Source organism: Millisia brevis NBRC 105863, from assembly GCF_001552615.1.
Taxonomy (GTDB): Bacteria; Actinomycetota; Actinomycetes; order Mycobacteriales; family Mycobacteriaceae; genus Millisia; species Millisia brevis.
Map to the genome: position 1 here is coordinate 198379 of NZ_BCRN01000010.1, position 25028 is coordinate 223406.

Annotated in this window: 18 protein-coding genes and 1 tRNA gene; 15 read left to right on the plus strand and 4 right to left on the minus strand. The window is 66.2% G+C overall.

The features are described from left to right. Nucleotides 1–9: 9 nt before the first annotated feature. From glp to MB1_RS15580, 4 genes are all read left to right on the plus strand, one after another. Nucleotides 10–1269, plus strand: coding sequence for a molybdotransferase-like divisome protein Glp (glp, locus tag MB1_RS15565; protein WP_066909068.1), 1260 nt, complete (start codon nucleotides 10–12; stop codon nucleotides 1267–1269). Nucleotides 1270–1384: 115 nt separating this feature from the next. Further along, nucleotides 1385–2023, plus strand: coding sequence for a GNAT family N-acetyltransferase (locus tag MB1_RS15570; protein WP_066909185.1), 639 nt, complete (start codon nucleotides 1385–1387; stop codon nucleotides 2021–2023). A gap of 188 nt (nucleotides 2024–2211) precedes the next feature. Next, a complete protein-coding gene (gene sepX, locus MB1_RS15575) occupies nucleotides 2212–3132 on the plus strand; it encodes a divisome protein SepX/GlpR (RefSeq protein WP_066909071.1) in 921 nt (306 codons plus the stop codon). Nucleotides 3133–3227: 95 nt separating this feature from the next. Further along, nucleotides 3228–3300 (plus strand) — tRNA-Ala (locus MB1_RS15580). 312 nt (nucleotides 3301–3612) lie between these two features. On the opposite strand, the gene MB1_RS26970 is transcribed toward MB1_RS15580, so the two are convergent. Then, nucleotides 3613–5079 (minus strand): GGDEF domain-containing protein, encoded by a 1467-nt coding sequence (locus MB1_RS26970; RefSeq protein WP_169801675.1) that lies wholly within the window; start codon nucleotides 5077–5079, stop codon nucleotides 3613–3615. 1198 nt (nucleotides 5080–6277) lie between these two features. Between MB1_RS26970 and MB1_RS15590 the strand changes: the two genes are divergently transcribed. The 7 genes from MB1_RS15590 (at nucleotide 6278) to MB1_RS15620 (ending at nucleotide 18042) form a co-directional block, all read left to right on the plus strand. Beyond that, a complete protein-coding gene (locus tag MB1_RS15590; RefSeq protein WP_066909188.1) occupies nucleotides 6278–7801 on the plus strand; it encodes a Re/Si-specific NAD(P)(+) transhydrogenase subunit alpha in 1524 nt (507 codons plus the stop codon). Between the two features lie 32 nt (nucleotides 7802–7833). Continuing rightward, complete coding sequence (gene pntB, locus MB1_RS15595) at nucleotides 7834–9297, plus strand: Re/Si-specific NAD(P)(+) transhydrogenase subunit beta (RefSeq protein WP_066909191.1); 1464 nt, start codon at nucleotides 7834–7836, stop codon at nucleotides 9295–9297. Between the two features lie 147 nt (nucleotides 9298–9444). Then, nucleotides 9445–11298 carry a Cas10/Cmr2 second palm domain-containing protein gene (locus MB1_RS15600; RefSeq protein WP_157084101.1) on the plus strand — a complete coding sequence of 618 codons (1854 nt, stop codon included), beginning with the start codon at nucleotides 9445–9447 and terminating at the stop codon, nucleotides 11296–11298. Then, nucleotides 11295–13556 (plus strand): RAMP superfamily CRISPR-associated protein, encoded by a 2262-nt coding sequence (locus MB1_RS15605; protein ID WP_066909079.1) that lies wholly within the window; start codon nucleotides 11295–11297, stop codon nucleotides 13554–13556. Before MB1_RS15600 ends, MB1_RS15605 begins: the two co-directional genes overlap by 4 nt. Further along, nucleotides 13553–15220, plus strand: a complete 1668-nt coding sequence (locus MB1_RS15610) for an RAMP superfamily CRISPR-associated protein (RefSeq protein ID WP_066909082.1) — start codon at nucleotides 13553–13555, stop codon at nucleotides 15218–15220. Before MB1_RS15605 ends, MB1_RS15610 begins: the two co-directional genes overlap by 4 nt. Continuing rightward, nucleotides 15213–15800 (plus strand): type III-D CRISPR-associated protein Csx19, encoded by a 588-nt coding sequence (gene csx19 / locus MB1_RS26585; RefSeq protein ID WP_245650211.1) that lies wholly within the window; start codon nucleotides 15213–15215, stop codon nucleotides 15798–15800. The genes MB1_RS15610 and csx19 overlap by 8 nt, the downstream gene beginning before the upstream one ends. Before the next feature lies 1 nt (nucleotide 15801). Continuing rightward, nucleotides 15802–18042, plus strand: a complete 2241-nt coding sequence (locus tag MB1_RS15620) for a TIGR03986 family type III CRISPR-associated RAMP protein (protein WP_066909088.1) — start codon at nucleotides 15802–15804, stop codon at nucleotides 18040–18042. A gap of 19 nt (nucleotides 18043–18061) precedes the next feature. On the opposite strand, the gene cas6 is transcribed toward MB1_RS15620, so the two are convergent. Genes cas6 through MB1_RS15635 form a run of 3 tightly spaced genes read right to left on the minus strand, consistent with a single transcriptional unit; the run spans nucleotide 18062 to nucleotide 20429 of the window. Beyond that, complete coding sequence (gene cas6, locus MB1_RS15625; RefSeq protein WP_066909091.1) at nucleotides 18062–18757, minus strand: CRISPR system precrRNA processing endoribonuclease RAMP protein Cas6; 696 nt, start codon at nucleotides 18755–18757, stop codon at nucleotides 18062–18064. A 44-nt stretch (nucleotides 18758–18801) separates the two neighbouring features. Next, nucleotides 18802–19158: a hypothetical protein gene (locus MB1_RS15630; RefSeq protein WP_066909094.1), complete on the minus strand. Its 357-nt coding sequence runs from the start codon at nucleotides 19156–19158 to the stop codon at nucleotides 18802–18804. Next, a complete protein-coding gene (locus MB1_RS15635; RefSeq protein WP_066909097.1) occupies nucleotides 19155–20429 on the minus strand; it encodes a hypothetical protein in 1275 nt (424 codons plus the stop codon). Before MB1_RS15635 ends, MB1_RS15630 begins: the two co-directional genes overlap by 4 nt. Nucleotides 20430–20630: 201 nt before the next feature. Between MB1_RS15635 and MB1_RS26825 the strand changes: the two genes are divergently transcribed. The 4 genes from MB1_RS26825 to cas2 all read left to right on the plus strand — a co-directional run bounded on the left by MB1_RS26825 (nucleotide 20631) and on the right by cas2 (nucleotide 25011). Next, nucleotides 20631–21074, plus strand: a complete 444-nt coding sequence (locus MB1_RS26825) for a LuxR C-terminal-related transcriptional regulator (protein ID WP_169801678.1) — start codon at nucleotides 20631–20633, stop codon at nucleotides 21072–21074. 122 nt (nucleotides 21075–21196) lie between these two features. Beyond that, the gene (locus MB1_RS15640; protein ID WP_157084102.1) at nucleotides 21197–22846 is read left to right on the plus strand and encodes a hypothetical protein; all 1650 of its coding nucleotides are present in this window, start codon (nucleotides 21197–21199) and stop codon (nucleotides 22844–22846) included. Between the two features lie 9 nt (nucleotides 22847–22855). Then, nucleotides 22856–24736 carry a CRISPR-associated endonuclease Cas1 gene (gene cas1 / locus MB1_RS15645; RefSeq protein WP_066909103.1) on the plus strand — a complete coding sequence of 627 codons (1881 nt, stop codon included), beginning with the start codon at nucleotides 22856–22858 and terminating at the stop codon, nucleotides 24734–24736. After that, entirely contained in the window at nucleotides 24733–25011 is a 279-nt protein-coding gene (gene cas2 / locus MB1_RS15650; protein ID WP_245650212.1) for a CRISPR-associated endonuclease Cas2, read from the plus strand. Before cas1 ends, cas2 begins: the two co-directional genes overlap by 4 nt. Nucleotides 25012–25028: the final 17 nt, after the last annotated feature.

The window sequence follows — 25028 nt, forward strand, 5'->3', positions numbered from 1 at the left end:
GAGGACCCGATGCGATCGATCGAGGAACATCGATCCCGGATCCTCGAGTCCGCGGTGGCTCCCCGGCCGATCCGGGTGGCGATCTCCGAGGCGCACGGCCTGATGTGCGCCGAGGATGTCTCGGCGACCTCCGCCCTGCCCGGTTTCGACCAGGCCGCCGTCGACGGCTACGCGGTGCGCTCGGTCGACCTGGTGCCCCCGTCCGATGACGACGAGGCGGCCGGCGACACCGCCGCCCCTGCCGCGGTCACCCTTCCGGTGGTCGGCGATGTCGCGGCCGGTACCCGCCGGCCGACGAGGCTGCGCCCGCAGCAGTGCGTGCGCATCTCGACCGGAGCCGCCCTTCCCACGCTGGCGGACGCGGTCCTGCCGCTCGACCACGCGGTCGGTGGGCCGGACCGGATCGAGATCAAGACCGGGGTGCGCTCCGGCGACTTCGTGCGGCGCATCGGCGCCGACGTGCAGCCCGGTGACGTCGCGGTGCGGGCCGGGACGATCATCGGCGCCGCCCAGGTGGGCCTGCTGGCCGCCGTCGGCTACGACAAGGTGATGGTGCATCCCAGGCCGCGGGTATCGGTGCTCTCGGTCGGCGCCGAGCTGGTCGACATCGACCGGTCGCCCGGCCACGCCCAGATCTTCGACGTCAACAGTTACGCCCTGGCCGCCGCGGCGGGGGAGGCCGGCGCCGAGGTCTCCCGAATCGGCATCGTCCCGGACGACCCGCAGGGTGTCCGCGAGGTGGTCGACGGCTGCCTGGCCCGTTCGGAGGTGGTGATCATCTCCTGCGCGGTCGGCGGCGCGAGCGTCGATCGGCTGCGCGAGGCGATGCGCGACCTCGGCGACCTCGATGTCGAACGCATCGCGATGCACCCCGGCTCGGTGCAGGGCTTCGGAGCCCTCGGGCCCGACCGGGTGCCGACCTTCCTGCTGCCGGCCAACCCGGTCTCCGCCCTGGTGATCTTCGAACTGATGATCCGCCCGCTGATCCGCACGGCGCTCGGCCGTCGGCAGGTGCTGCGCCGGGTGATCACCGCCCGCAGCGTCGAGGAGATCTCCTCGCCCGCGGGGCGCTGGTCGTTCGTGCGGGGCAGTCTCATGCGCACCGAGGACGGTCGGGGCTACCTGGTCGAGCCGGTGCGGGTGGTGGGCACCTCGCCCTATCCGATGGTCGCCCTGGCCGGGGCGAACTGCCTGGCGATGATCGAACCCGCGGCGACGCGGGTCTTCCCGGGCGATGAGGTCAAGGTGCTGTTCCTGGCCCAGCGCTGAGGGGCCCGCGACGCTGGTCACATTCCGGGCGTCGATCGGGGGTCGATGTCGGCACGCGACGCCTCGGAAGTCCGCGATGTCGACCACCCGGCCGTATGGTGTCCGGATGGGATGGCTGTCGACGCCTCCGGGCTGGCCGGCTCGGCTCGGTCCGCTGCACGTCGACGGCGGTGTGGTGACCGTGCGGCCGGTGCGGCTGCGCGATGGATCCCAGTGGTCGCGACTGCGGCGTGACGATCGGCGCTATCTGGAGCCGTGGGAGCCGACCGGGACCGCGCCCTGGGCCGCCCGCCATACCGTCGGCGCGTGGCCGTCCGTGCACTCCGCGTTGAAGGCCGAGGCGCGTCGCGGGGCGATGCTGCCGCTGGCGATCGAACTCGACGGCGTCTTCTGCGGCCAGTTGACCGTCGGCAATATCGTGCGCGGCGCGCTGCGATCCGCGTGGATCGGCTACTGGGTGGGCAAGGACTACGGCGGCCGCGGGGTGGCGACCGCCGCGGTGGCCCTGGGCCTCGATCACTGCTTCGGTCCGGTCGGGCTGCATCGTGTCGAGGCGACCGTGCGCCCGGAGAACCAGGCCAGTCGGGCGGTGCTGCGCAAGGTGGGCTTCCGCGAGGAGGGTCTGCTGCAGCGGTACCTGGACGTCGACGGCCGGTGGCGCGACCACATTCTGGTGGCGATGACCGTCGAGGAATTGCGCGGTTCGGTCACCGACGGCCTGGTCGCGTCCGGCCGCGCCCGCCGCTTCGCCTGATCGATACATGTCCTTCGGCGCGGCCGCGTGCATCATGTGGTTCGTGTGATTAGTGTTGCGGGTGTTTCGTAAGTTCCGGCGCGTCGGCAGGTGGTCCTCCCGCGCATCGGTAACGTTGCGAATCACAGCGGTGTAATTCGTGCTCGAACCCCCGAACCGGTGGGTCGTCACGCCGAGGAGGTGCACACATGCCGAATTCGATCATCTGGATCGGGCTCGTGGTGGTGTGGATCTTCGTCCTGCTTCCGATGTTGGTGAAGCAACGTCCACCGGTTCGAGTGACCACCGAGGCCGCCCTTGCGGCCCGGGTGGTGCACCGCGGCGATGACCCGCGGTCGGAACAGCGTCGGACGGCGGGGGCCGTCGCGACCCGGGTGCGCGAGCATCCGTCCGACGTGACGCGGAGCAGGCCTGCCGACGAAGAACCGGAGGACCGAATGCAGGACGATGATTCGCGCCGTCGCGAGGCCCGGGCCGGGTCCGCGCGCGCCGACGATCGCGAGGACGACGCCGTCGAACGCGCGTCGACCCGTCGGTCGTATCGCGACCAAACCGATGGATATGTACCCGACCGTAGCGGTCGGGGAGGCTACGACCCCGAAGCCGACGCTCTGGCCCGTGCGGCCCGCTACGGGTTCCGCCGTCGCGCCGTACTCGGCGGCGCCGTGGCGGTGGTGGCCGCCGCGATCCTGGCGGTGATCATCTCGCCGGTGTTCTGGTGGGTGGCTGCCGCCGCGACCGTCGTGATGGCGTTCTACCTCGCGTACCTGCGCCGGCAGGTGCGCATCGAGGAGGACATCCGCCGTCGCCGACTCGCCCGGATCCGCCGCCTCGAGAGCGACGATGCCGACGACGATCCCGCGCCGCGTGCGTCCGGTCGTTCCGGCCGCCGTCCCGCAGTGGACGACGACGCCGACTACGACCTCGACGAGCCGGACGAGGGCGACTTCGAGGAGCCCCGCTACCGGGCCGTCGAGGAGGTGCGTCGGCGCCCCGCGCCGCGTCGTGCCCCCGCCGGTCGCCCGGTTGCGGTCGACGAGGACGATCCGACCTTCGACGAGCTCGACGACGCCGACGAAGCGGCGCTGCCGCGGGCTCGCGGCGCGTAGTCGCAACACCAACTTTTCGGGCCGCTGAGCAGGCGATTCGTCTAGTTGGCGGGGAGGCTGTTAGTGTGTCTCCCGCGGCCCACAAGGCCGCACCAGGGGCTGTGGCGCAGTTGGTAGCGCGCTTCGTTCGCATCGAAGAGGTCAGGGGTTCGATTCCCCTCAGCTCCACCCTGTGAAGAGTCACGACATATGTCGCATCAAAGAACCCCGGGCCATCGGTCCGGGGTTTCTTTGTATGTTGCGCCAGTAGGTTGTCGTGGTGTCGGATTGCCGGCATTCGTTGGGTTGTGATGCTTCGAACCGGCGTAGGACGAGCGGGGTCGTTTGCGGGGTTCGGGGGCTATCAGGCCGGCGGTGTGCAGGATCCTGCGGATGGTCGAGGTGGGTGGTGACTGGTGTCCGTTGGTGGTCAGGTGCCAGGCGATGGTGACGGGCCGGCGTCCAGGCCGTCTTTGGTGAGGTGGAGCCGGAGCCCGATGATCAGTTCGCGGATGTCGGTGGGGCGAGCCCGTCACCGCCGCCCGGGAGGCGCGGGGGTGCCGGTGGTCCCGACACGTCGCGAACGACGACGGTATTACGGCCCGCAGCTTTCGCTCGGTAGAGCGCTTCGTCGGCGGAGGCCAGCAGGCTTGACAGGGTGGAGTCGGAGGCGCTGCACACCGCCAGTCCGATGCTGGCCGTGCCGATCGATTCGCCGAACCACTGCTCTGCGGTCTGTTGCTGAGCAGCCCGGATCCGCTCGGCGACCGCGGTGGCGTCGGCGGCCTCGATACCGGCCAATAGCAGGGCGAATTCCTCACCTCCCATCCGCGCCAGCAGCGCATCGTCGGGAGACGAACGGTGCGCAATTGCGGCGAACTCGACCAACGACTGATCGCCCCGGGCGTGGCCGAAGGTGTCGTTGAGTCTCTTGAAGTGGTCCAAATCAATCATCAGTAGCGCAGATGGCTGTGCGGCAGAGGACATCTTGCCCAGTGCTGATTGGGCGCGGCGGACGAACTCGCCTCGCCGCAGGGCTCCGGTGAGATCGTCGCGGGTCATGGCCAGGTGCAGGGCACGGTGAATCTGGCGGCTTTCGGCGGTGATACACGCGATAACCAGCGGGGCGCCGGCCAGGAGGGCCAGCCCGATCAACGTGGAAATACCGATCGGAACGGGCTGCTCCAGTGGGCCGGCGTTCGCGGGGAAAACGGACAGGGTGATCGACCAGGCGAACGACACGGCGATGAACAGCGTCGTGAGGAGAACATCACCCAGCAGCGCCGCAGCAATGAGCGCGGGCGTCGTGAAAACCAATGCCCCAAAGCCTCCCATGAACCACGCGGGAGCCAGCGAGACGGCAAGCAGTACCGCCGGCACCATGACGCGCCGCGCTATCTCTCGACAACGGGTCCGCCGCGCCTGTGGAGTGTCCGCGAGGAAATCTCGGATGGCACGGACAGCTGGGAAGCTGAGTACCAGGGGAAGGATCACGGTGTAGTTGACGAGTTCGTAGGCGAACCATTCCAGCGAGCCGGACCACCACGTCCCCCCGAACAACACCTGGTCGGCAACACCACCGACAAGTCCGGCCGAGGCGGCGGCCACCGCTGCAATCGCCATCACCCATCCCACGGATACGCCACGGGTCAGCCCGAGATCCAACGCCCGATTCCGTCGGAAGACGTAGAAGCCGGCGAGTACGCCGACCAGATTTGCGGTGCTGAGCAGCACCGCCTTCGTGGCGTCGGAACCGGTCAGAAGGTCCGCTGCGAGGTAGCCGGTCGCGATTCCGACCCAGACGGGTGGACACGCCATTCTCGGGTTCCGCAGCAATAGGCCCAGAGCCAAGGCATTGGCGGGCCAAAACACCGCGAGCGTGCCGGGCATGCGAGTGGAAATAGAAATAGTGCAGGTCAGGCCGATGAGAACCGCGAATATCAACCCATTTCGGAGATTGGTCGCCACGGCTGTCGATGCTAACTGGAATGGCGCCATTGCCCCGATCGAACGATACGACTTCCTACCCGACAACAATGAGCCGCGACATCGCCGACATGGTGTCGCAGCTCATGGTGTTTCGGGAACTCGGCCGTGGATGGGGAGCGGGAGGGTTGTCCCGCAGACCTCGGGCGGTCTGATTCAGCGGCGATGCCTTCAGCTGGTGAAGGACCTGATGGAGCCACCACCCCCCCGAGGGTCCTGGTTCATCCTGCTCGTGAAGTCGCCCTGCGGATCGGCGTATTCATGTATCGCCACGAAGACGACGTCCGAGGTTGAGCTGGTCGAGATTCTCGGGCTTCCGGTCCACGGTGATCTCGCCGCGCGCCGTATCGATGGTGACGGGGAAGGCGCCCGAGTACTCCGCGCTCGGCGAAGACCGTGTCGTCCGTGTCGGTGGCGCCGGAACCCGAGCGGCCGGCTATGGTCCGCGCGACGGTCAACGCCCCGGCCAGTTGTGACGTGCGCTTTCGCTCCGTGGACGGCTTCATGGAAGTCTCGACCGTCACTCGGAGCGGGCCGCTACGGCGGGTTACTCCCGACCGAACGTGCCTTAGCCTTGCCTTATGTTGTCCCCGGTCGGCTTCCGGCGTGACTCGGTCACACCCCGACGCCCCGCAGCGGTCGCGAGCGTTCACCCAATCGGTGACCGGACGTGGTTCCCGCGCCGACACGTCGGCGAAGCCCGGTGCACGTGCCGGGAACACCCGTGCGTAGCAACGGAGATGGCGTCGGCGGTAGCATCCGACTCGTGGCATCCGACTCGTGGCATCCGACCGGGTGCCACGAACACTGTCGGAGTTCGATGGTCGATAGGTTGTGTCGATCACCCGACTCGCCAGTTCGTGGCGCTACAAGCCGCCGGCGACACTGCGCGACAAGTGGCCAGGACTTCCCCGGTAGAACGACCGGGGGAGGCATCGATACCTGGTGACCGCGCGGCCTCCTGCGGTAAAACCAAGACCTGCTGTTCCACTCGGCCGCAACTGTCCATCGTTATGTTGACCTATGCTGCGATGTCTAGCAGCGGCATGCACCGGAGGTAACACGTGCGGGACTTCAGTAGCGGGCGTCACATCGACGGCCCGTTCCTCGGCGCTTCATGACCGCCGGTCGAGCCTCCACCCTACCCACCGTCAGCGAAGTTCAGATCGGAAAGACATCGATGATCATCGGGATCCCACGCGAGTCGTCACCAGGTGAAACACGCGTGGCCGCCACACCGCAGACGGTAGGCCAACTCATCAAACTCGGCTACCAGGTACGGGTTGAATCGGGGGCCGGCGTCGCGTCGAGCTTCTCCGACGCCGCCTACGTCGAGGCAGGTGCCGAAATCGGCGACCCGTGGCATAGCGACGTGGTCCTGAAGGTCAATGCGCCCGACGACGCGGAGATCGCGAAGTTGCGGGACGGCACGACGCTGGTCAGCCTGATCTCGCCCGCCCTGAAGCCCGAGTTGGTGGAAAAGCTGTCGACCCGCTCGATCACCGTGCTGGCGATGGACGCGGTACCGCGCATCTCCCGGGCCCAGTCGCTCGATGTGCTGTCGTCGATGGCCAATATCGCCGGCTACCGCGCGGTCGTCGAGGCCGCGCACGCCTTCGGTCGGTTCTTCACCGGTCAGGTCACGGCGGCAGGCAAGGTGCCCCCGGCGAAGGTCCTGGTGGTCGGTGCCGGTGTGGCAGGCCTGGCGGCCATCGGCGCCGCGGGCAGCCTGGGGGCGGTCGTGCGCGCCACCGACCCCCGCCCGGAGGTGGCCGACCAGGTCAAGTCCCTGGGCGGAGAGTACGTCTCGGTCGACCCGTCCGCCGCCGAGGTGTCGGCGACCGGCTACGCCAAGGACATGGGCGACAACTACAAGGCTCTCGAAGCCGAGTTGTACGCCGAGTTGGCCCGCGACGTGGACATCATCATCACCACCGCGTTGATCCCCGGCCGGCCCGCTCCGCGCATCATCACCGCCGAGATGGTGGCCTCGATGAAGCCCGGCAGCGTGATCGTCGACATGGCTGCGGCGAACGGCGGCAACGTCGAGGGCACGGTGAAGGACGCGTCGGTCGTCACCGACAACGATGTCACCATCCTCGGCTACACCGATCTGGCGGGCCGCCTGCCGGCGACGGCTTCCCAGCTGTACGGCACCAACCTGGTCAACCTGCTCAAGCTGGTCACCCCCGAGAAGGACGGCCGACTCACCCTCGACTGGGACGACGTGGTGCAACGGTCGATGACCGTGATCCGCGACGGCGAGATCACGTGGCCGCCACCGCCGGTTCAGGTATCGGCGGCCCCGGTCGCGCAGCAAGCGGCGCCGGTGGAACCGAAGCAACCCGACCCGCCCATGTCGATGCAGCGCCGACTCGGACTCACCTTCGGTGCGGCGGCGGCGCTGTTCGTTCTGCTCGCGTTGTCCCCGGCCGCCCTCCAGGTGCACCTGGTGGTGTTCGCGCTGGCGATCGTCATCGGCTACTACGTGATCGGGCACGTCCACCACGCGCTGCACACCCCGCTGATGTCGGTGACCAACGCGATCTCGGGCATCATCGTCGTCGGTGCCCTCCTGCAGATCGGTCAGGGCAATACGGCCATCACGGCACTGGCCTTCGTGGCGATCCTGCTCGCCAGTATCAACGTCTTCGGCGGCTTCGCGGTGACTCGTCGCATGCTGGCCATGTTCTCCCGCAGCTGAGCGGTCACACCCACAACCTCGGAATGGATTCCATGTTCGCCGTTGAAACGACCGCGACCGCTGCCTATATCGTCGCGGCATTGCTGTTCATCTTGGCCCTGGCCGGGCTGTCCAAACACGAAACGTCCAAGGTCGGAAATACCTTCGGGATCGCCGGCATGACCATCGCCCTGGTCGCCACCGTGGTGCTGGCGCTGGGCCGAGACATCGAGCCGCTCGGCCTGGGCCTGCTGCTCGGCGCGATGGCCGTCGGCGCCGCCATCGGCCTGTGGCGCGCCCGGATCGTCGAGATGACCGGCATGCCGGAGCTGATCGCCCTGCTGCACTCCTTTGTCGGCCTGGCCGCCGTATTGGTCGGCTGGAACGGCTACCTGCACGTCGAGGCGCATCCCGACGGCGAGGAGGCCGTGCTGCTGGACGCGGCCGGCATGCTCGGTATCCACTCCGCCGAGGTGTTCATCGGTGTCTTCATCGGTGCGGTGACCTTCACCGGATCGATCGTGGCCAACCTCAAGCTGTCCGCGAGGATGAAGTCTTCCCCGCTGATGCTGCCCGGTAAGAACGCCATCAACATCGGTGCGCTGCTGGTGTTCTTCGCGTTGACGGTCTGGTTCGTCATCGACCCGCACCTGTGGCTGCTCGCCGCCGTCACCGTGCTTGCGCTGCTGCTCGGCTGGCATCTGGTGGCCTCGATCGGCGGCGGCGACATGCCCGTGGTCGTCTCCATGCTCAACAGCTACTCCGGCTGGGCCGCGGCAGCATCGGGCTTCCTGCTCGGCAACGACCTGCTGATCATCACCGGCGCGTTGGTCGGTTCGTCCGGCGCCTACCTGTCCTACATCATGTGCAAGGCGATGAACCGCTCGTTCATCTCGGTGATCGCCGGCGGCTTCGGCATCGAAGCCGGCCCCGCCGAGGACAAGGACTACGGCGAGCACCGCGAGATCACCGCGGAAGCAGTTGCCGAACTCCTCGACTCGGCGGATTCGGTGATCATCACCCCCGGCTACGGCATGGCCGTCGCCCAGGCCCAGTACGGCGTGGCCGAACTGACCCGGAAGCTGCGTGAGCGGGGGGTGAACGTGCGCTTCGGTATTCACCCCGTCGCCGGTCGGCTGCCCGGTCACATGAACGTGCTGTTGGCGGAGGCCAAGGTGCCCTACGACATCGTGCTGGAGATGGACGAGATCAACGACGACTTTGCCGAGACCTCGGTCGTGCTGGTCATCGGGGCCAACGACACCGTCAACCCGGCCGCGGCCGACGACCCCGGTTCGCCGATCGCCGGTATGCCGGTGCTGACCGTCTGGAACGCCGAGAACGTCATCGTCTTCAAGCGGTCCATGGCCTCGGGGTACGCCGGTGTCCAGAACCCGTTGTTCTTCCGGGAGAACACTCAGATGCTCTTCGGCGATGCCAAGGATCGGGTGGACGCCATCAACGCGGCTCTGCCCGTCCGCGAAAAGTCCGAGCGGGCGAGCAGCGGAAGTCGATAGGACGCAACGGTATAAGGGATCAGCCCCTCCTCGGGAGGGGCTGATCCCTTTCCCGGTGTCCGGAGCTGGAGATCCGAGGAACGGTGACCTGCGGTATCAATCGAACGATGGATAGATCGAGCCGACCATTCGAATTATGGTTAGTCTTTGCTATCTGCCGTCGATGCGGGGGAACCTTTGCACTGGACGATCATTGAGGTTGGTTCGAAGCAGCCGTACATCTTCTCGAGCAATAAGCAGCGTCTGCAGGTTGCGGCGTCCGCTGCGATCTGGTCCCTGGGGTGTGAACGTGTCCGCAAGGCGATCGAATCGGCGGGATACGACCGTGTGCCGGACCGCGAGCTCCGGAAATTCCTCGATGCCCCGGATGCACAGTCCGATGGGTGCCCCCGCGTCGGGCATGTGGTCGAAACGTCCGGCAAGGCCGTCCTGCTCGTTCCGACGAAGCAGGCGGGCATCGACATCATCGAGATTCTGACCCGCGAGGTCATCGAGGACAACAGCGGACTCGACGTATGGGGTTACGTCAGTGAGCGGCTCGCGGACGACTTATCCGACGCAGGTACGGTCTTCCACTTGGCGGAGCTGGGTCGCGAACAGCATCGCCTCCGACGGCTGGGGCCGCAGCACCGAGACGCGACGCTGCCGTTCCACGAGCCGTGCGCCTATACCCCGCGTCCGGCGATCGTGCGTGAGGTTGAAACCTCGGAGGACCCGACCGCGGAGCGCCAAGCTCGTTCGGCCTCCGTCGACTACCTCTTCCGCAGAGCCACCGAGGCGCGCCGGCGAATGATCGAGACGCTGAAGACGCTCGACCCCGACGCCTGGACGGTGGTTCGTCAGCTGATCCTGGATCTGCCGAACATGAAGAAGGGCCTGTCCGACAATGGCTGGGTCGGCGTTCTCCATGCCGACGGAAACGGCCTCGGGACGATCTTCACCAACCTGCGGCATATCTACACCGGCCGCGACTTCATCGCCAAGGAGAATGCTCTCAGCAGGTCACTCGACGAGGTCTCCTGGCAAGCGCTCCTGCACACCGTCCGCGGCGTACACCTGGACGGATCGTTCGCTTCGGATGCGGGTATCGACGGGGTGGCAGCGGACGAGCCCACCGAGCGCTGGGCACGGAGCCCGAAAGAGTTCGCCAATACGATCCTGCCGATCGTCGTGGGTGGTGACGACTTCGCGCTCGCCGTTTCCGGGGCGATCGCTTTCGACTTCGCCGTCCTGCTCGCGCAGAACTTCACCCGCCTCGCGTCCGGTTCGCTCGGCCAGGTCTTTACCGACGCACTGGCCGAACTGCACAAGCATGAGATCACCGTTCCGGGATCCTTGTCCCTGGCGGTCGGGCTCGCCTTCACCAAACCGCACCACCCCTTCACCCACGGGTTTCATCTTGCGGGACAGTTGGAGAAAGCCGCGAAAGAACGATCACGCGATACCAGCATCATCGATGCGATCGTGTTGCGTGAGTCCACAGTTCGCGACCTTGGCGATATCAAACGCCAGCGCACCATCTCGGTCGGCGACCCCAGCCGCGACATCTACAGCTTCAAGAGCCGAGCCTTGGACGTTGACGGTTCCCCATTTGCGCTGTCGGCGGTGGATCACGTGCGCCTGCTCATTCGAGAACTGAACGCGACGGACGAGGACACCGGTGAGCGGGCACTTCCCCGCGGCCGGATTCAGTTGATCCGGGATGCTCTGACCGAGGTCGGTAGCGGCGATGTGCGACAGGTGCGCTCGGCGATCGAGTCGGCGCAGGCGCGGCACGCGTATCAGGGTGTGCGGCTCCCCGACCTGCTGCAGGAGGAGCTCGATAACCTCGTGGCGCAGCTTCGTGTGGCAGAGCAAGCGGCTGCCACCGATAGTGGGACCATCAACGTTGTCACCACCGACATTGTGACCGCGATCGACTTGGCCGACGTCATGCGCGGCACCGAACACGGCAACAGCGACGACCATACGGCCGAGGCTGTGCGGGGAGGTGGCTCATGAGCATCGAGCTGAACGTCACGGTCGCCTTCTTGTCCGACTGGCGCGTCTCGACAGGATATTCGCGATCCACACGTGTGGACACCGCGGTGGTCACCGATCCGCACACGGGATTGCCCTATCTGCCGGCAAAGTCGCTGACCGGTGTTCTGCGGCACCGTGCGGAACAACTCGCGGACGCTCTCGACGGTACGGCCGGAGGCGAGTGGCATACCTGGCTCGAGTATGTATTCGGCAGCCAGCCGGCAGACGACTCCGGTCGAGGGCGTTCCCGTGCGGTTCCGGTACCCGCGGCGCTGATAACGGCGCCCCTGCGGCTTTCCACGGAACCGGCGAATCTCGCGCAAAGCGGGAGCGGCCTGCTGACCGGGACCGAGATCGCACGGGCCGCGACGATCGTCCGGGCGGGTGTGCGGATCGACCGGACCACCGGAACCGCCATGGGGGACCATGTTCGGTTCGAGGAACGTGCCCGGGCAGGCGTATCCGTTTCCGCCGTATGGGCCGTGGACGCCGACGCGGAGGCGGATCTGTGGCCGGCACGGTTCCTCCTCGGTGCCGCCGCCCGGCTGGTGCGGTCGGTCGGCGGTGGGCGTCGACGCGGCGCGGGCGAATGTGTGGTCACTTTCGCAGAGATCGACGAGTCGCATCTCGATACACTCCTGGAGCGGATCGAAGCCGAAGAAGCGCTTCCGGTTCCGCCCCCGCGGCGGGTCGACTCGTCGCATACCGCGGCCGGTGATGGCGAGTCCGTCGGTGGAGCAACCGAACTCGTTCACGCGCACGACCTGGTTGTGCAGATCGTGGAGCCCACGATCGTCGGTGCGCTTACGACTGCCAATCTTGTGGAGTCCGCCCTCGCGATTCCCGGGTCGGTGTTGCTGCCTTTGGTGCTCCGGGAACTCGGGTCCAACGACCTGGTCCGCAACGGGCACATCGTCGTCACCGAGGCCACGCCGGACATCGATGGTCGACGGACGTTTCCCTGGCCGTTGGCGTTGACGGAACACAAGATGACCAAGGATGCCCGCAACCTCTGTGTACCGCATATCGGTGATCCCAAGCTCGGCGCGCTGATGGGAAACTATGTCGCGGCTGATGACGATGGCGTGGTGCGGTTCACGAAGCCTGCTCTCGTACAGCGGCTGCATGCCGTCGTCGATGACGACGACCAGGGTCCGGACAACCTATTCGTCACCGACGCTCTCGCACCCGGTACCGTCTTCCGCGCCCAGGTGTGGCTGCCCGCGGGGAAGACTCTGCCGAACACCGCGTTTCGTGCCGGCGACCTACGTATCGGGCGTTCGTCCAAGGATGACTACGGCTCGATAGACGTCACGGTGGAGACCCCGATCTCGTCGCCGCCTGCCGAAACGATTCCCGCGGGCCGTGAGTTCGGTGTCCTGCTGGCGTCCCACGTGATTCTGCTCCGTGACGACGGTGGACCCGACGTGAGCGTCGTCGGCCTCGCCAGGGCACTCGAGGGCCTGCTGGGCGGGATCACCCTCGAGCCGGTGCGCAGCGACTTCACGGGCGACCGGATTCGGTTCGGCTGCGTGGTTCGGACGGTGCGAATCGACTCGTGGCAGGCCAGGTGGGGCCTGCCACGACCGAGCCTCGAAGGCCTGGCCGCCGGCTCGACGATCTACTTCACGGCCGACCGCGAGATCCTTCCCGACGAGCAGCGGCGGTTCGAATCGACACCGATCGGCCTGCGCACCGTCGAGGGCTTCGGGCGGATCCTGATCAACCCGGACGTGCTTCCCGACGAGCCGAAGCTTGCCAAAGCCGGCACACGAGGCAACGGTGCGGCAGGCCCGGTAGCTGTGCCCGCGGTCGATTCGGTCGGTCGGCGCCTCATCGAGACGGCGGCGATGGCGCGTATCGAGTCGGCCGCCGTGTTGGCGGTGAGGGGAGCGGTCGACAGGTACCTGCCGCGGGGTGTCGACCGCACGCAGCTCTACGTCCTACGCACCCTCGTCGACGGATTCGACGCCGACGGTGGATTGCAGCGGTTTCGGGCCTGGCGGCATACGAAGGTGAAAGGTGACCCATGGGCGAAGGTGAAACCGGAATTGGCCGCCCTCCTCGACCCACAGGACAGTACCGTCCGAAATCCGGTGTGGAGTGCCCTCTTTCCGAACACCCCGGATAGGGACCTGGAGGTTCTTCGGTCGGTGTCCGATATCCGTGCCGTGCAAGTGCTTCTCCGGATCGCGATCGGGCAGGCCGCGAAGACGCTCGAGGGAGGGCGGCGATGACGACGACCATCTACCGCGTGAGCGGCACGCTGATGGCCACGTCGGCAGTGCACGTGGGAGCCGATACCGACGGACTCGACGTCGACGCCAACCAGTTCGTCGACGGGCTGGGGCGCGTGACGATACCGGGCACGTCGCTGGCCGGCGTGATCCGTAGTCTCATCGACGTCGACGAGGCCGGTGCGGCGCCGGACGGAACGTCCAAGACGCTCTGGGGAACGCTCGAACGGGCCAGTCGCATCACCGTTTACGACGCGTGGGTGGATGGACCGCCGGTGACGCCGGCGAATCTCGACATTCGCACCAGCAGTTCCATCGACCGGCAGACCGGAGGACCGGCGGAGCGCCACCTGTTCAGCCGACGGCTTGTGCCCAAGGGCACCCGATTCCGATTCCGCCTCGATATCGAAGGATCCGATACCGAGCCGTCGGAGAAGCCCGAGGCAATCACGGACATGCTCGGACGCATCCTCCGGAACCTTGCCGGCGACGGCTTCGCCGTGGGAGCCGGGGTGACGCGGGGACTCGGCAGAATCACGCTCGTCGAAGGCTGGCAGATACGTACACACACCCTTCGGAGAGACACGCTGCGGGACGCACTGGAGTCGGGCAGCTACGCGGCCATGACAGTCGGTCGCCGAGAGCTTCCGGGCGGCACTCTGCGAATCACGGTGCCGTGGAGTCCCGTCGGGCCGGTCATGAGTTCTGTTTCCGAACAGGGCGCAGCAGCCGATGATTTCCCGCTCACGGCGACGCAGTGGGATCGGAACAACAAGAAGTCCTGGAGAACGAGACTGGCCCTGGTGATCCCCGGATCGTCGGTCAAGGGAGTGTTGCGCTCGCACGCGGAACGGATCGCCCGGGGGGCTGCCGGTATCACCGCGGTGCCGGACGCCTTCCTCGAACAGTTGGAAGGGGCCGGGCTACCGGCGATCTCCGAGTTGTTCGGCACCGCGAGGGAACGGTCGGCCGAGGCCGGACCCCGCGGGCGCAAAGGCTCACTCGTCGTTCACGATGTCACCAGTGTCCGGCTGGCCGGTACGGCCGAGTGGGAGCGGCTGCGCGACGCCGCCGCGGGCGAGGTTGCCCTGCCCGACGACCGGAGGTCAGCCCTTCGGGGAGCACAGGATCAGGCCGACGCGAACGAGCTAGCCAAAGCGATAGACGCGTTCAACAAGAGCCAAGCCAATCCGAGCGCGTCCGATGAGGGTATTTGGCTGGACGTTGTCACCCGGAACTCGATCGATCGGTGGACGGGGGCAGCAGCAGAGAAGCGGTTGTTCACCGTGATCGAGCCACACGCGTCGTGGACCCCTATCGTCATCGATCTGGATGTGGCGCGGCTGCGTCGGCAACGGGCCAATCTCGACGCCGCGCTCGCATTGCTGATACTGGTGCTGATCGACGCTGCCGAAGGATGGCTCGCGATCGGCCACGCCACCACTCGGGGCCTCGGGTCGGTCCGCATCGACCCCACCGAAGTGATGTTCGCACTGGAGGAGTCCGAACGGGCCAAGGAAACCACCGATTCCGTTGCTGCCCTGGACCGAAGGTCGCTGCAGGAGGTGCTGGACGACCCGGAGCTCCTCGAACGTCTCACCAGGGCGTGGACGGTGGCGACCGAGGCTGCGGCCGCGCAGGGGCCGGAGAACGCCGATGTCTGATCCATCGACAACCCGCCGATATCGCTCCCTCGAGCGGCGCGATTCCCCCACCACCATCGAGGAGGCCGTGGCCTGGTTCGACGACGCCACCGCGGGGCGGGCCGCCGCCGGATATCTGTACAGTCCAGCTGCGGCACGGTTTGTCGCGCGGTCGAACGGGGTATGGCAGCAGCGGGACGCCGGCGGTGTCGAGTCGGCGGACTTTGGCCCGGCATTCGAGGTCACATTGTTCACAGCCGAGCGAGAGCTCCGATGGACCCACTCCGGTTTCGGTAAGGGCGCAGCGGTGATCGTCTCCGACAGGGAGGCCGCCGAGGGATCAGTGCGGCTACTGGCGGGAGTTCGCGAGCACCTGCTGTGGGGGTACTGCAGCGCACAGATCGACGGATGGGTGAGTACCGACAGCGCCCGCATCGGACCGCTCTGGGTTCCCTTCGGAGACCCGATCGATGACGGCGACTGGCTCGTTCTCACCGGCGTGGAATACACCGAAACCGACGAGCACGGGAATGTGTTCGTGGTTGATCGTCGCCATATCGGCATCGAGAAGCGTTCGCCCGAACGCGGCAAGAGGGTGTGACATGGTAGGAATTCCCGGAGCCGGGGGCCACAGGCGTCGAAAGGTCAACGCGGGTGACAACTTTCTCAATCCGTACAACTTCGTATCGATTCCCGACCGCGAGGATCTTCCCGCCGCACTGAAGGACGGCGTTCCCGCCGATCACGGGGTGATCGCCAAGGAGGGCTACTCCGGTTCCATCCCGATCACGCTGACCACCAGGACTCCGATGCTGATCCCCGATCAGCCGCGAGGAACCAAACGAACGAACCAACCGCGCGAGGTCGGCACTCGTCGAGGTCGCGATGGCTCGGTGATTCTCAGCGGGTCCACCGTCAAAGGTGTGCTGCGCAGCGCGTACGAGGCGATCACCAACTCCCGTTTCGGTGTTTTCGATGATCGGCACAACCTGCCGGGTGCGGTGCGGTCCGCTGCACGGTCGGCGTTGGGATCGTTCCCGGGGTACGTGCTCACAGCGTCGAAGAATGATCGCGGTGAGGTGATCGAGGCGGTAGCCGTCTACTTGAGCTACTTGATACCCGTCGGATTCAGCGACAACACGGACCCGATGCCGGCGGTCTGGCTCCCCACGAACCTGGGGCAAGCCTTCGCGCGGAGAAGCAACCTCCGAGATCCCGACATGCAGCAGGTCGACGCCTGGATTCACCTACAGCGCCACCCCCGTAAGGGGTTCACACTGTGGCGCGTCTCCGACCTGGCGCGTCGCGGGGAGGAATTGCCGTCGCATGCCAGCCCACCCCCCAATGACGATTGGACCGTCGAGCGATACCGGCCGGTGCGGGTGCGCGGCATCGTTCATTGGACCGGTGCGCACTTCCCGAGGAAGCACGATGAGCGCCTGGTGGTCACCGAGCTGATCGATACCACGCTGGCGGAAGCCGAATGGTATGAGGAAGACCTCGACGAGAAGCTCATCCGGGGATGGGAAGGAGTCCTGGCCTCCTACGCTGCCGCCCACGAGAACGACGTCGACGGCCGCGGCAGGCTGGGCTCCTACATTGTGGCGCAGGATCGCTGGGAGTTGCGGCCGGATCGCACGCTGCACATGATCTACGACAGTGCCGATCGACTTCATCGGATCACACCGGCCATGATCGGTCGCGACGTATTCGATGCGGCCCCGGCGGATCTGGTCGGGGCGCACGCGCCGGCATCGAGCCGGGAGGAGCTGTCTCCGGCGGAACGGGTGTTCGGTTGGGTGGACGGCGGTTCCGCCGCCGGCGGCCGGTCTGCGGCGACCCGCGGCACCAAGCGCGCCCATCGTGGGCAGCTACGCGTGGCAGCGCCTGTCGTGGTACGCCGGGAAGCCGGCGAGGCGGTCCCGCCGGAACCCGTTCCCGGCGGCTCGCTCCCGTTGGCCACCCTCAATGGCCCCAAGCCGAGCCAATATCGTTTCTACGCCGCCGACGGTGGCGGCGAGCCGATTATCGACAAAGGGGAGAAGTCCGCCACGACGGCGTTCCGGGAAGGGGATCGACTGCGGGGCAGGAAATTCTATTTGCCGCATGGTGACCTGGTGGACGACCCGGAAGGGGCTGCACGCTATTTCGGCGGGCGCGACTCGCACAGCCAGGTAGCGGTCAACAATCGCCGACAGTATCGCGAGCATGTGGCACCCAGGGGATACAAGCCGGATGTGACGACGGCGATCAAGGACTGGGTGCCCGCCGGTACAACATTCGAAACGACCCTGTACGTCCACAACCTCAGTGAAACGGAGCTGGGAGCGTTGCTGTGGCTGTTGGCCCTTCCGGAGGACGCCGTCTACGTGGTCGGATTGGGGAAGCCTCTGGGGTTCGGTGCAACACGGATCGAAGCGAATTGGGGTGCGGTTCGCCTGTACTCCGAGGTGGACCTCGTCGGCCGGTACCGCTCACTGAGTACCGCAGCCGCTCAACTTGCCGGCGAAGCGATGTCGGTGGACCCGCAGGATCTGGTGAATCGGTTCGACAGGCTGCTTGCCCAATCCCTGCCTGCCGTTCGCAGAGAGTTTCTCGACGCCGTCCTCGGGTACTCCGGCATCTCCGTCCACTACCCCCGGGTGCGCGATGAGGGCGGCGCCACGGCCCCCCAGCAGGAAGGATACCGGTGGTGGGTATCCAACGATCGCAACTTTCAAAACGAGGCGCCGCGTTCGCTTCCCACATTGGGTAGGAACGCGGCGCCCGCACTGCCGTACCTGCGTGAGTATGTGTCGCAACAACAACCGGGAGGCAATAGAGGGCGCGGGCCGCGTCGGTAGCGCAGCTGCACCGCGGCCGCTATTGCCATGTCTCCTCCAACTCGATCCGACCGAATCCGCGCGCGGTGAAGCTGCCCACGCCGGCGTACCGCGCGAAGTTGAGGAGGGTTGTCAGGATCGCGGCTGCGGCCGGGGTGTCGGCGACCAGCCGAATCCGTCCGACGAATCCGGAGACCGTCGCCTGCTTCACCGTCGTCACGATATTGCGACCGTCCAGGTCGGAGACCCAGATGGACCGAATGTCCCTGGTGTCAACGGTGATTGGATTGTTCGGGTAGAGCCGGTTCCAACGCAGCGACAGGGAACGGATCATGGTGAACGGGTCCGGCATGGGACTCGACCGCTGGCCGCTGCGAAACGTGGTGGGCGTGGTGAAGTGCACGACGTGGGCCGGCGTCGGGACAGCGCCCCGGACGCTCGCGAAGGTGTGCGCCTCGACGATGCCCGGGTCGCCGATGGCACGTCCCGTCTGGTCGCCGAGGGTGATGGGCGACCCGTAGAGCTCGAGTTCGTTGACGAAGTCGGTCGCAGGCTCGGTCAGTGTTGTCAGCCCCAGGACCGCGACACCGTCGATGTCTGCCATGGGCAGCGCGCACCAGGGCTTGACATCCTGCCCGTGTCCGGAGATGCCCGCGACGTCCAGACCCTCGTCGAGCCAGCCGGCCGCGACGGCGTGCAGATGGGGGAGGGCAACCCGTTGCGGGTCGATGCCCATCACGGGTATCACCCAGTGAGCTAGAGCGAAACGCTCGGCTGTTGTCACGCGGAACTCCGGGCGAAGGAGCCCAGTGATCGGCATCCGACGATCTGCCCATCCTCGCCGCGGACCTCGTCGACGGGGAAGACGATATCGTCGCGGTCGACGAGGGCCGCCGCGGTGATGCGGGAGACGATGTAGCGCACGCCGTCACGGGGATCCGGCAGGTCGGTGACCGTCGGTGCGTACCCCAATTCCACCAAGGGAAGCTCGATGCCGGCGACGCGTAGAGGTTCCGCGGATGATCGGATCTCTCCTACGCGCGCGAAGCCGCTCGACGCGATGACGATCACCGGCCGGCCGTCGATGTACAGCGCAAACGGGTGTGGAGTGAGGTTGACCAACTGCAGATCAGTCATGCGGGGTCACCACTCGCCGCTCCGAGCACTCGGCGTTGGGCCGGATGGGCATGGGTGGGACGCAACCCACCCCCTTCCACGAAGGTCAGTGGTACGAGCCGCTCCCACGGCTCCCCGGCTCGGACATCACCGATCGCCGGTCGAATAGTGGCCAGGTACCAACCGAGTGCGACGGTGGCGGTCTTCGGGATGCGCAGCATCAGAAAGATCGTGGCATTCGGAAACTCGATCACTGTTCGCTGGATCCAGTAGCCGGCGGCGATGACGGCATTATCGATGGCAACCTCACCCGGTCCAGCGGCCGCGCCCGGGCGGACCACCGCCACTCCCCGCAATTCGGATCGGCCACTGTCCGTTCCCTCCGGTGGGTCGGTCAGGGGTGACACAACTCGCACCACATCGCATTCGGCGCTGTTCTCGGAGTCGGTGTTGTGGATCCACGTCGTCACCGCCCCGCCGATACCGGGCCCGCGACCGATCACCACCGACAGGTGCACAGCTTGCACATCGTTGTCGATGCGGGGATGGGCAGGAGGCGTCTTCCACCGGTTGTTTCGCCGGTCGACTACCGCTATTCCGGCTAGGTCCGGTGGATCCGCCGGCGCACTGTCTGTGCGGTTGGTACGTCTGTCCACGGGCGTCTTGGAGGTCAGCCCGAGGCTCTGCGCCCGGGCACTGACGTCTTCGAGGGTGAACTCGAAGGACGCCGCGCCCTGGTCTATTTCGCGTAGCAGCGTGCGTGGTCGTGGAAACCACTGGTAACCGACCGACAATCCGGCTGGGGCGATCAGATTCGGAACGACTGTGTAAGCGTGCTCATCGGTGTCCTCATTCACCGATCGCTCGAGCTCGGTGTGTATCTCGTGGCACTCCACCGCGACGTCGAGAATGGGGGCATCCTCGACGCGTGCTCCGATGAACTTGTAGTCGAGCCTGTCCTCGTTGTGGATCGCTTCGGCGTGCAGATCCGAGACTCCGCTGAGTTGCAGATGGACGCTGTACAGGGTGCCGGTGGCCGTTCCGATCTGTTCGATGGTGTCGGCCAGCTTTCCGGCGCGACTTCGGAACTGCCGATACTCGCGGGCCAGGAATCCGCCGACGGCGAGCAGGATGCCGAGGAGGATGACGCTGCTCCACGTCCAGAGCCCATCGTCGGGTGGGAGTGCTCGTTCGAGGAGCAACGAAGCCGTTGTCGTCACGGCGAAGGCGCCGATTGCCAGTCCCGCCGCCGGGCGAGCCAGTTGCGCACCCTGAGTCCGCCAGTTCGCCATTCCACCCCGCACCTTTCCGACCCCTGCCGTGCGCGCCATCGTAATGCCGTCATATCGCCGATGGTGTCCATTGATCGCAGGACAGCGGTGGTGTCGCATATCGGCACAAGCTGTGCTGGCAGTGGCTCACTTCGTGCGACATCCCCGTGATCACGCGCGAGTGGTTGCCCCCCAAATTGGGGTCTGGAAGGCCCGAGATGGTTGTTCTACTGTTCCTGTGGTGCCGGTCGTCGAAAAAAATGCGCCGCCCAGAAGACATCTCGGGAGGACCCGCTGACACTCACGTCATTCTCGGCTCCGCTTGCTACGAGCCGGCATCCGAGGTCGCCGGCGCTGAGTGTCCGGGAGGTTCAAGTCCTTGTCACATGGCTGATGTGCGATACGAAGGACGATGTGGCGCGCCGCTTGTTCATTGCCGTGTCCACGGTGCACACACACCTCGCGCGTGTTCGCGACAAATACCAGGCCGTCGGTCGACCGGCGAGCAGCAAGATCGCCCTTCTCATCCGAGCTATCGAAGACGAATACTGCACCCTCGACGAGGTCGCACGGGGCATGAACGTGGCTCCGTCCGAGCGAATCCCCCACGATGGTAGCTGCGACTGCCGGCGCCGGTCCGGCTCGACGAGATGTGTCTCGGCATGAGTCGGTCTGCCCGAGCCCTCGGGATTGTCAGGAATGCTGCCACGACGGTCGTCAGGATTCTCGGGCTCCCGGTGGGTGTCGTGCGGACACGATGGCTCCGCCTCGCCACCCGGGAACGCCGGGTGTTGGTGGCCCTCGCGGGCGTGTTTGCCCTCTGGGCTCTGCTTCGCGTTGACATCGTCGGCCACAGCCGCGCGATGGGTGCACCGGACTGGGCAGTCCTCTTGCTGGTCGGTCTCACACCGTTCGTCATCGGCTACTTCTATATGGTTCCCGTCCGGTACCCGTACGCGATCGCAATGGGAGCGACGCTGTCGACGGCGGCCACGGCGTTGCTGGTCGAAGATCTGTTTCCCAATCCGGCTCCGGGATCCGCGTCTTCCGCTCTCACGGAGGTACCCGCCAACCCACTGCGATGGTTGGCGCTCGCTGCCGGCGTTCTGGTGCTGCTCATCGGGCTGCGTCATCGCCAGACTCATCTGGGTAGGGGCACCTTGTACTACCTTCGCCTACAGGTGAGCGACGCGCCCGATTTGCACATCAAAGGCGTGGAGTCGGAACGCGGGGCGGCACCGGACTATCGCGCGATCACTCGATGGTTCGAGTTCGACCCGAACCGCATCGATATCCGGAGACATACGCGTGAGATCTCCTCGGAACTCGAACGGTCGATGAACGACGACAACGAGGACACGACCTTCACCCTCGCACCGAACCTGGTGGCGCCGGCTGCCCTCGCCGTGGGGTACGAGTGGATGCCCCGACCGGGCTCCCTGCTCAAGGAGTTCTATTCCCAGCCTGTTGCCGCGGTTCCGCAGGGGGACACCGAGTCCGCATCCGAACCGAGTCGCACTGGGGGCCATCAACACACACGGGATAAGGACAAGGAGTTCACGATCTCGATCGGCGCCGTCGAGGACCTCGTCCGGCACGTTGTCGAATTCGACGAGTACGTCGATCCGAAAACCGGTGCGCGTGTCCCGCGATTCGATCGGGACGCCGGGCCGAGGATCCGCGGATTGGCGGCAGGGACCTGGGCTTTCGACCGGGAACGAGATGCCGAGCCGATCACAGGGCTGGATGACCATGGTCATCGCACCGTAAGTGAATGGGGGCGAGTCCCGGATCTACCCAGCAGACGTGACGATGTCACGTCCGTGGCCCTGACTGTGTACCTGTCCGAGCCCACCAGGAATGCCCCGGGCGACCTCGACGGCCTGCTCACGGATATCGAGAAGGAGTGCGCGATCGTCCGCGCGGTCGCGATCGCCACCGACAGTGTCGAAGACGCTCCGCAGCCCGACGAGAATACCGACTCGGTAGCCGAATCTCCGGTCCACACGAAATGGCCGATGCGGACGGTCCTTGTCATCAACGCCCCGGGCGAGGGGGAAGCGGAGAATGTCCCCGTCGATGCGAACACGCCGAAGTCCGTGCCGGTCGTGGGATCGGCCGTTGTCGTGGCGATCGGGTACTGGATCCAGCGGACGCTGCTCGACTATCCGAATGCCGTGGTCGTTCTTTCCATCCGCGCGCCGAAGACCGTCGTATTCTGTCTGGGCTGGTATCTGGCCAATGTCAGGTACCGATTCCAGATCACCCCCGAATCGACGGCTCCGACGTACCAGAAGCAGCCGTGGTCGAGACTCGTCCCGCTCACCTTTATCGAACCCGCGTGGAAGATCCCCACCTGGGTCAATCCCGACCAGCCGCACCCGCTCAGGTCGCTTCGCCGTGCGCACATTCGGTGGCCGATACCACGATCATCCTGAGGAGTCGCGGTGACTGAGCTGTTCGCTGCTGCGGTTGATCGGGATCGTCTCGAACAGGCGTGGGAGTACATCGAGCAGCGGGACGAGCACCGTGATGTTCAGTCCGAGGCTGTGGCCCGTTTCGCGCAGTCGTCGGCCGATCGTCTCGATGCGATCCACGTCGAACTGGTCGGTGGTACGTATCAGCCGTTGCCGCTGACTCGGGTGGCGATACCGAAGAGTGACGGATCCGAGCGGTTGTTGGCGATTCCGGCGGTACGGGATCGCGTGGTCGAGCGCAGTGTGCTGTCGGTCGTCGGTGGATACGCCGATCGGTATCTGGGTGTCGCTTCATACGCGTATCGCGAGGGTATCGGCGTGGTCGATGCGGTGGAGGCGGTAGCGCGTCTGCGCGACGAGGGGCTCGGGTGGGTCCTGCACGCCGATATCGACAACTGTTTCGACACGATCCCGCGGCAGTCGGCGGTGCGCGCGTTGCTGGCCATGCTGCCGGATTCCTCGCTCGACGCTCTGATCCGCGCCTTGAGTGAGCGCCCCGTGGCCACGGGGCGGGGGTTGATCGAGACCTCGGGGGTATCTCAGGGGGCCGCGCTGTCGCCATTGTTGGCAAACATCGTGCTCGTCGCGCTCGATGATGCCCTGATGGATCACGGGTTCCCTGTGGTCCGTTACGCCGACGATTTTGTCGTCGCCGGTCGCTCCCGTGACGCGATGTGGGAGGCCAAGCGCGTGGCGACTGCCGCGCTGGAAGGAATCGGCATGCAGCTGGGTGACGACAAGACCGAGGTGATGAGCTTCGATGACGGGTTCTGCTTCCTCGGTGAGGACTTCGGCCCTCGCTATCCTCCGGTGACCGACCAGCACCGCGTGGAGGTTCCCGATCGGCGGATCCTGTACGTGGGGCGGCAGGGGAGTCGGATCTTCACCCAGCGGGGCCGCGTGGTGGTCGAGTCGAAGAGTGACGAGCAACTGGTGTCGGTCCCGAAGAATCTTGTCTCCCGGGTGGTGTGTTTCGGTGCGGTGACGGTCGCTGCGGGAACGCGCTCGTGGGCTTTGGAGGAGGGGATCGACGTCGTCTTCCTGTCCCGGCGCGGGCAATACCTCGGGCAGCATCTACCGGCCGCGAGGGAGCCGCGGGTATCGCGTCTGCGGGCGCAGATCGCTGCGTCTGCCGACCCCGTGGTGACATTGCCGCTGGCCCGCGAGATGGTCGACACCAAGATTGCGCATCAGATCACCGTCCTGCAGCGGTTCGCCCGCGAGGAGCATGTCGAGATCGTCGATGCGGCACTGGCGACGATGCGGCGTATGCGCATGATGTTGCCGGAGGCGCTAACACGGGATGAGGTCCTGGGGCTCGAAGGTGCCGCTGCCGCTGCGTATTTCCCGGCGTACGGTGCTTTGATGCCGGTGGACCTGCGGTTCGAGCGGCGGTCGCGACGGCCGCCCCTGGACGTGGCAAATTCCGCCCTCGGGTATGGGTACGCGCTGCTGTTGGGTGAGAGTGTCGGTGCTCTGGCGGCTGCGGGGCTGCACCCGGGGCTCGGGGTGCTGCACGCTGATTCGGACCGCCGGCCGGGTCTCGGGTTGGATCTGATGGAGGAGCTGCGGCCGATGGTCATCGATCAGGTCGTTCTGGCCGCGGCGCGCCGTGGGGCCCTCCTGCCCGCTCATGGGGCGCCGGCCGTGGGAGAAGCCGGGGTGCATCTGACGAAGGCTGGCAAAGAGGCTCTGGTAACTGCGTACGAGCAGCGCATGCAGCAGGTCACCGCCGGAGCGATCCCTGGATTTCGGGGGAGTATTCGACGCCATCTGTACCGGCAGGCGAAGCGCCTCGCGAAGTCGATCCTGACCGGTGAGACGCATTGGACGGGTATGTCATGGCGATGACGGTGCTTGTGGCTTACGACATCACCGTGGACAAGCGTCGATCGAGACTCGCCGCGCTTCTGCAGGGGTGGGGTGATCGAATCCAGTACTCCGTGTTCGTGGTGAGCATCGGAGAGGAACAGTTGGCCGGGTTGCGGGCGGACATGGAGCGGATCATCGACGAGGACGAGGATTCGGTATTCGTCGTCGCGCAGTGCAAGAATTGTTGGGAATCGCTGGTCACCCTGGGGCAGGGTGAACCGCCACGTACCGAACTCTTCTGGGGGGCGTTTTGACCGATCCGCCCGCTGAG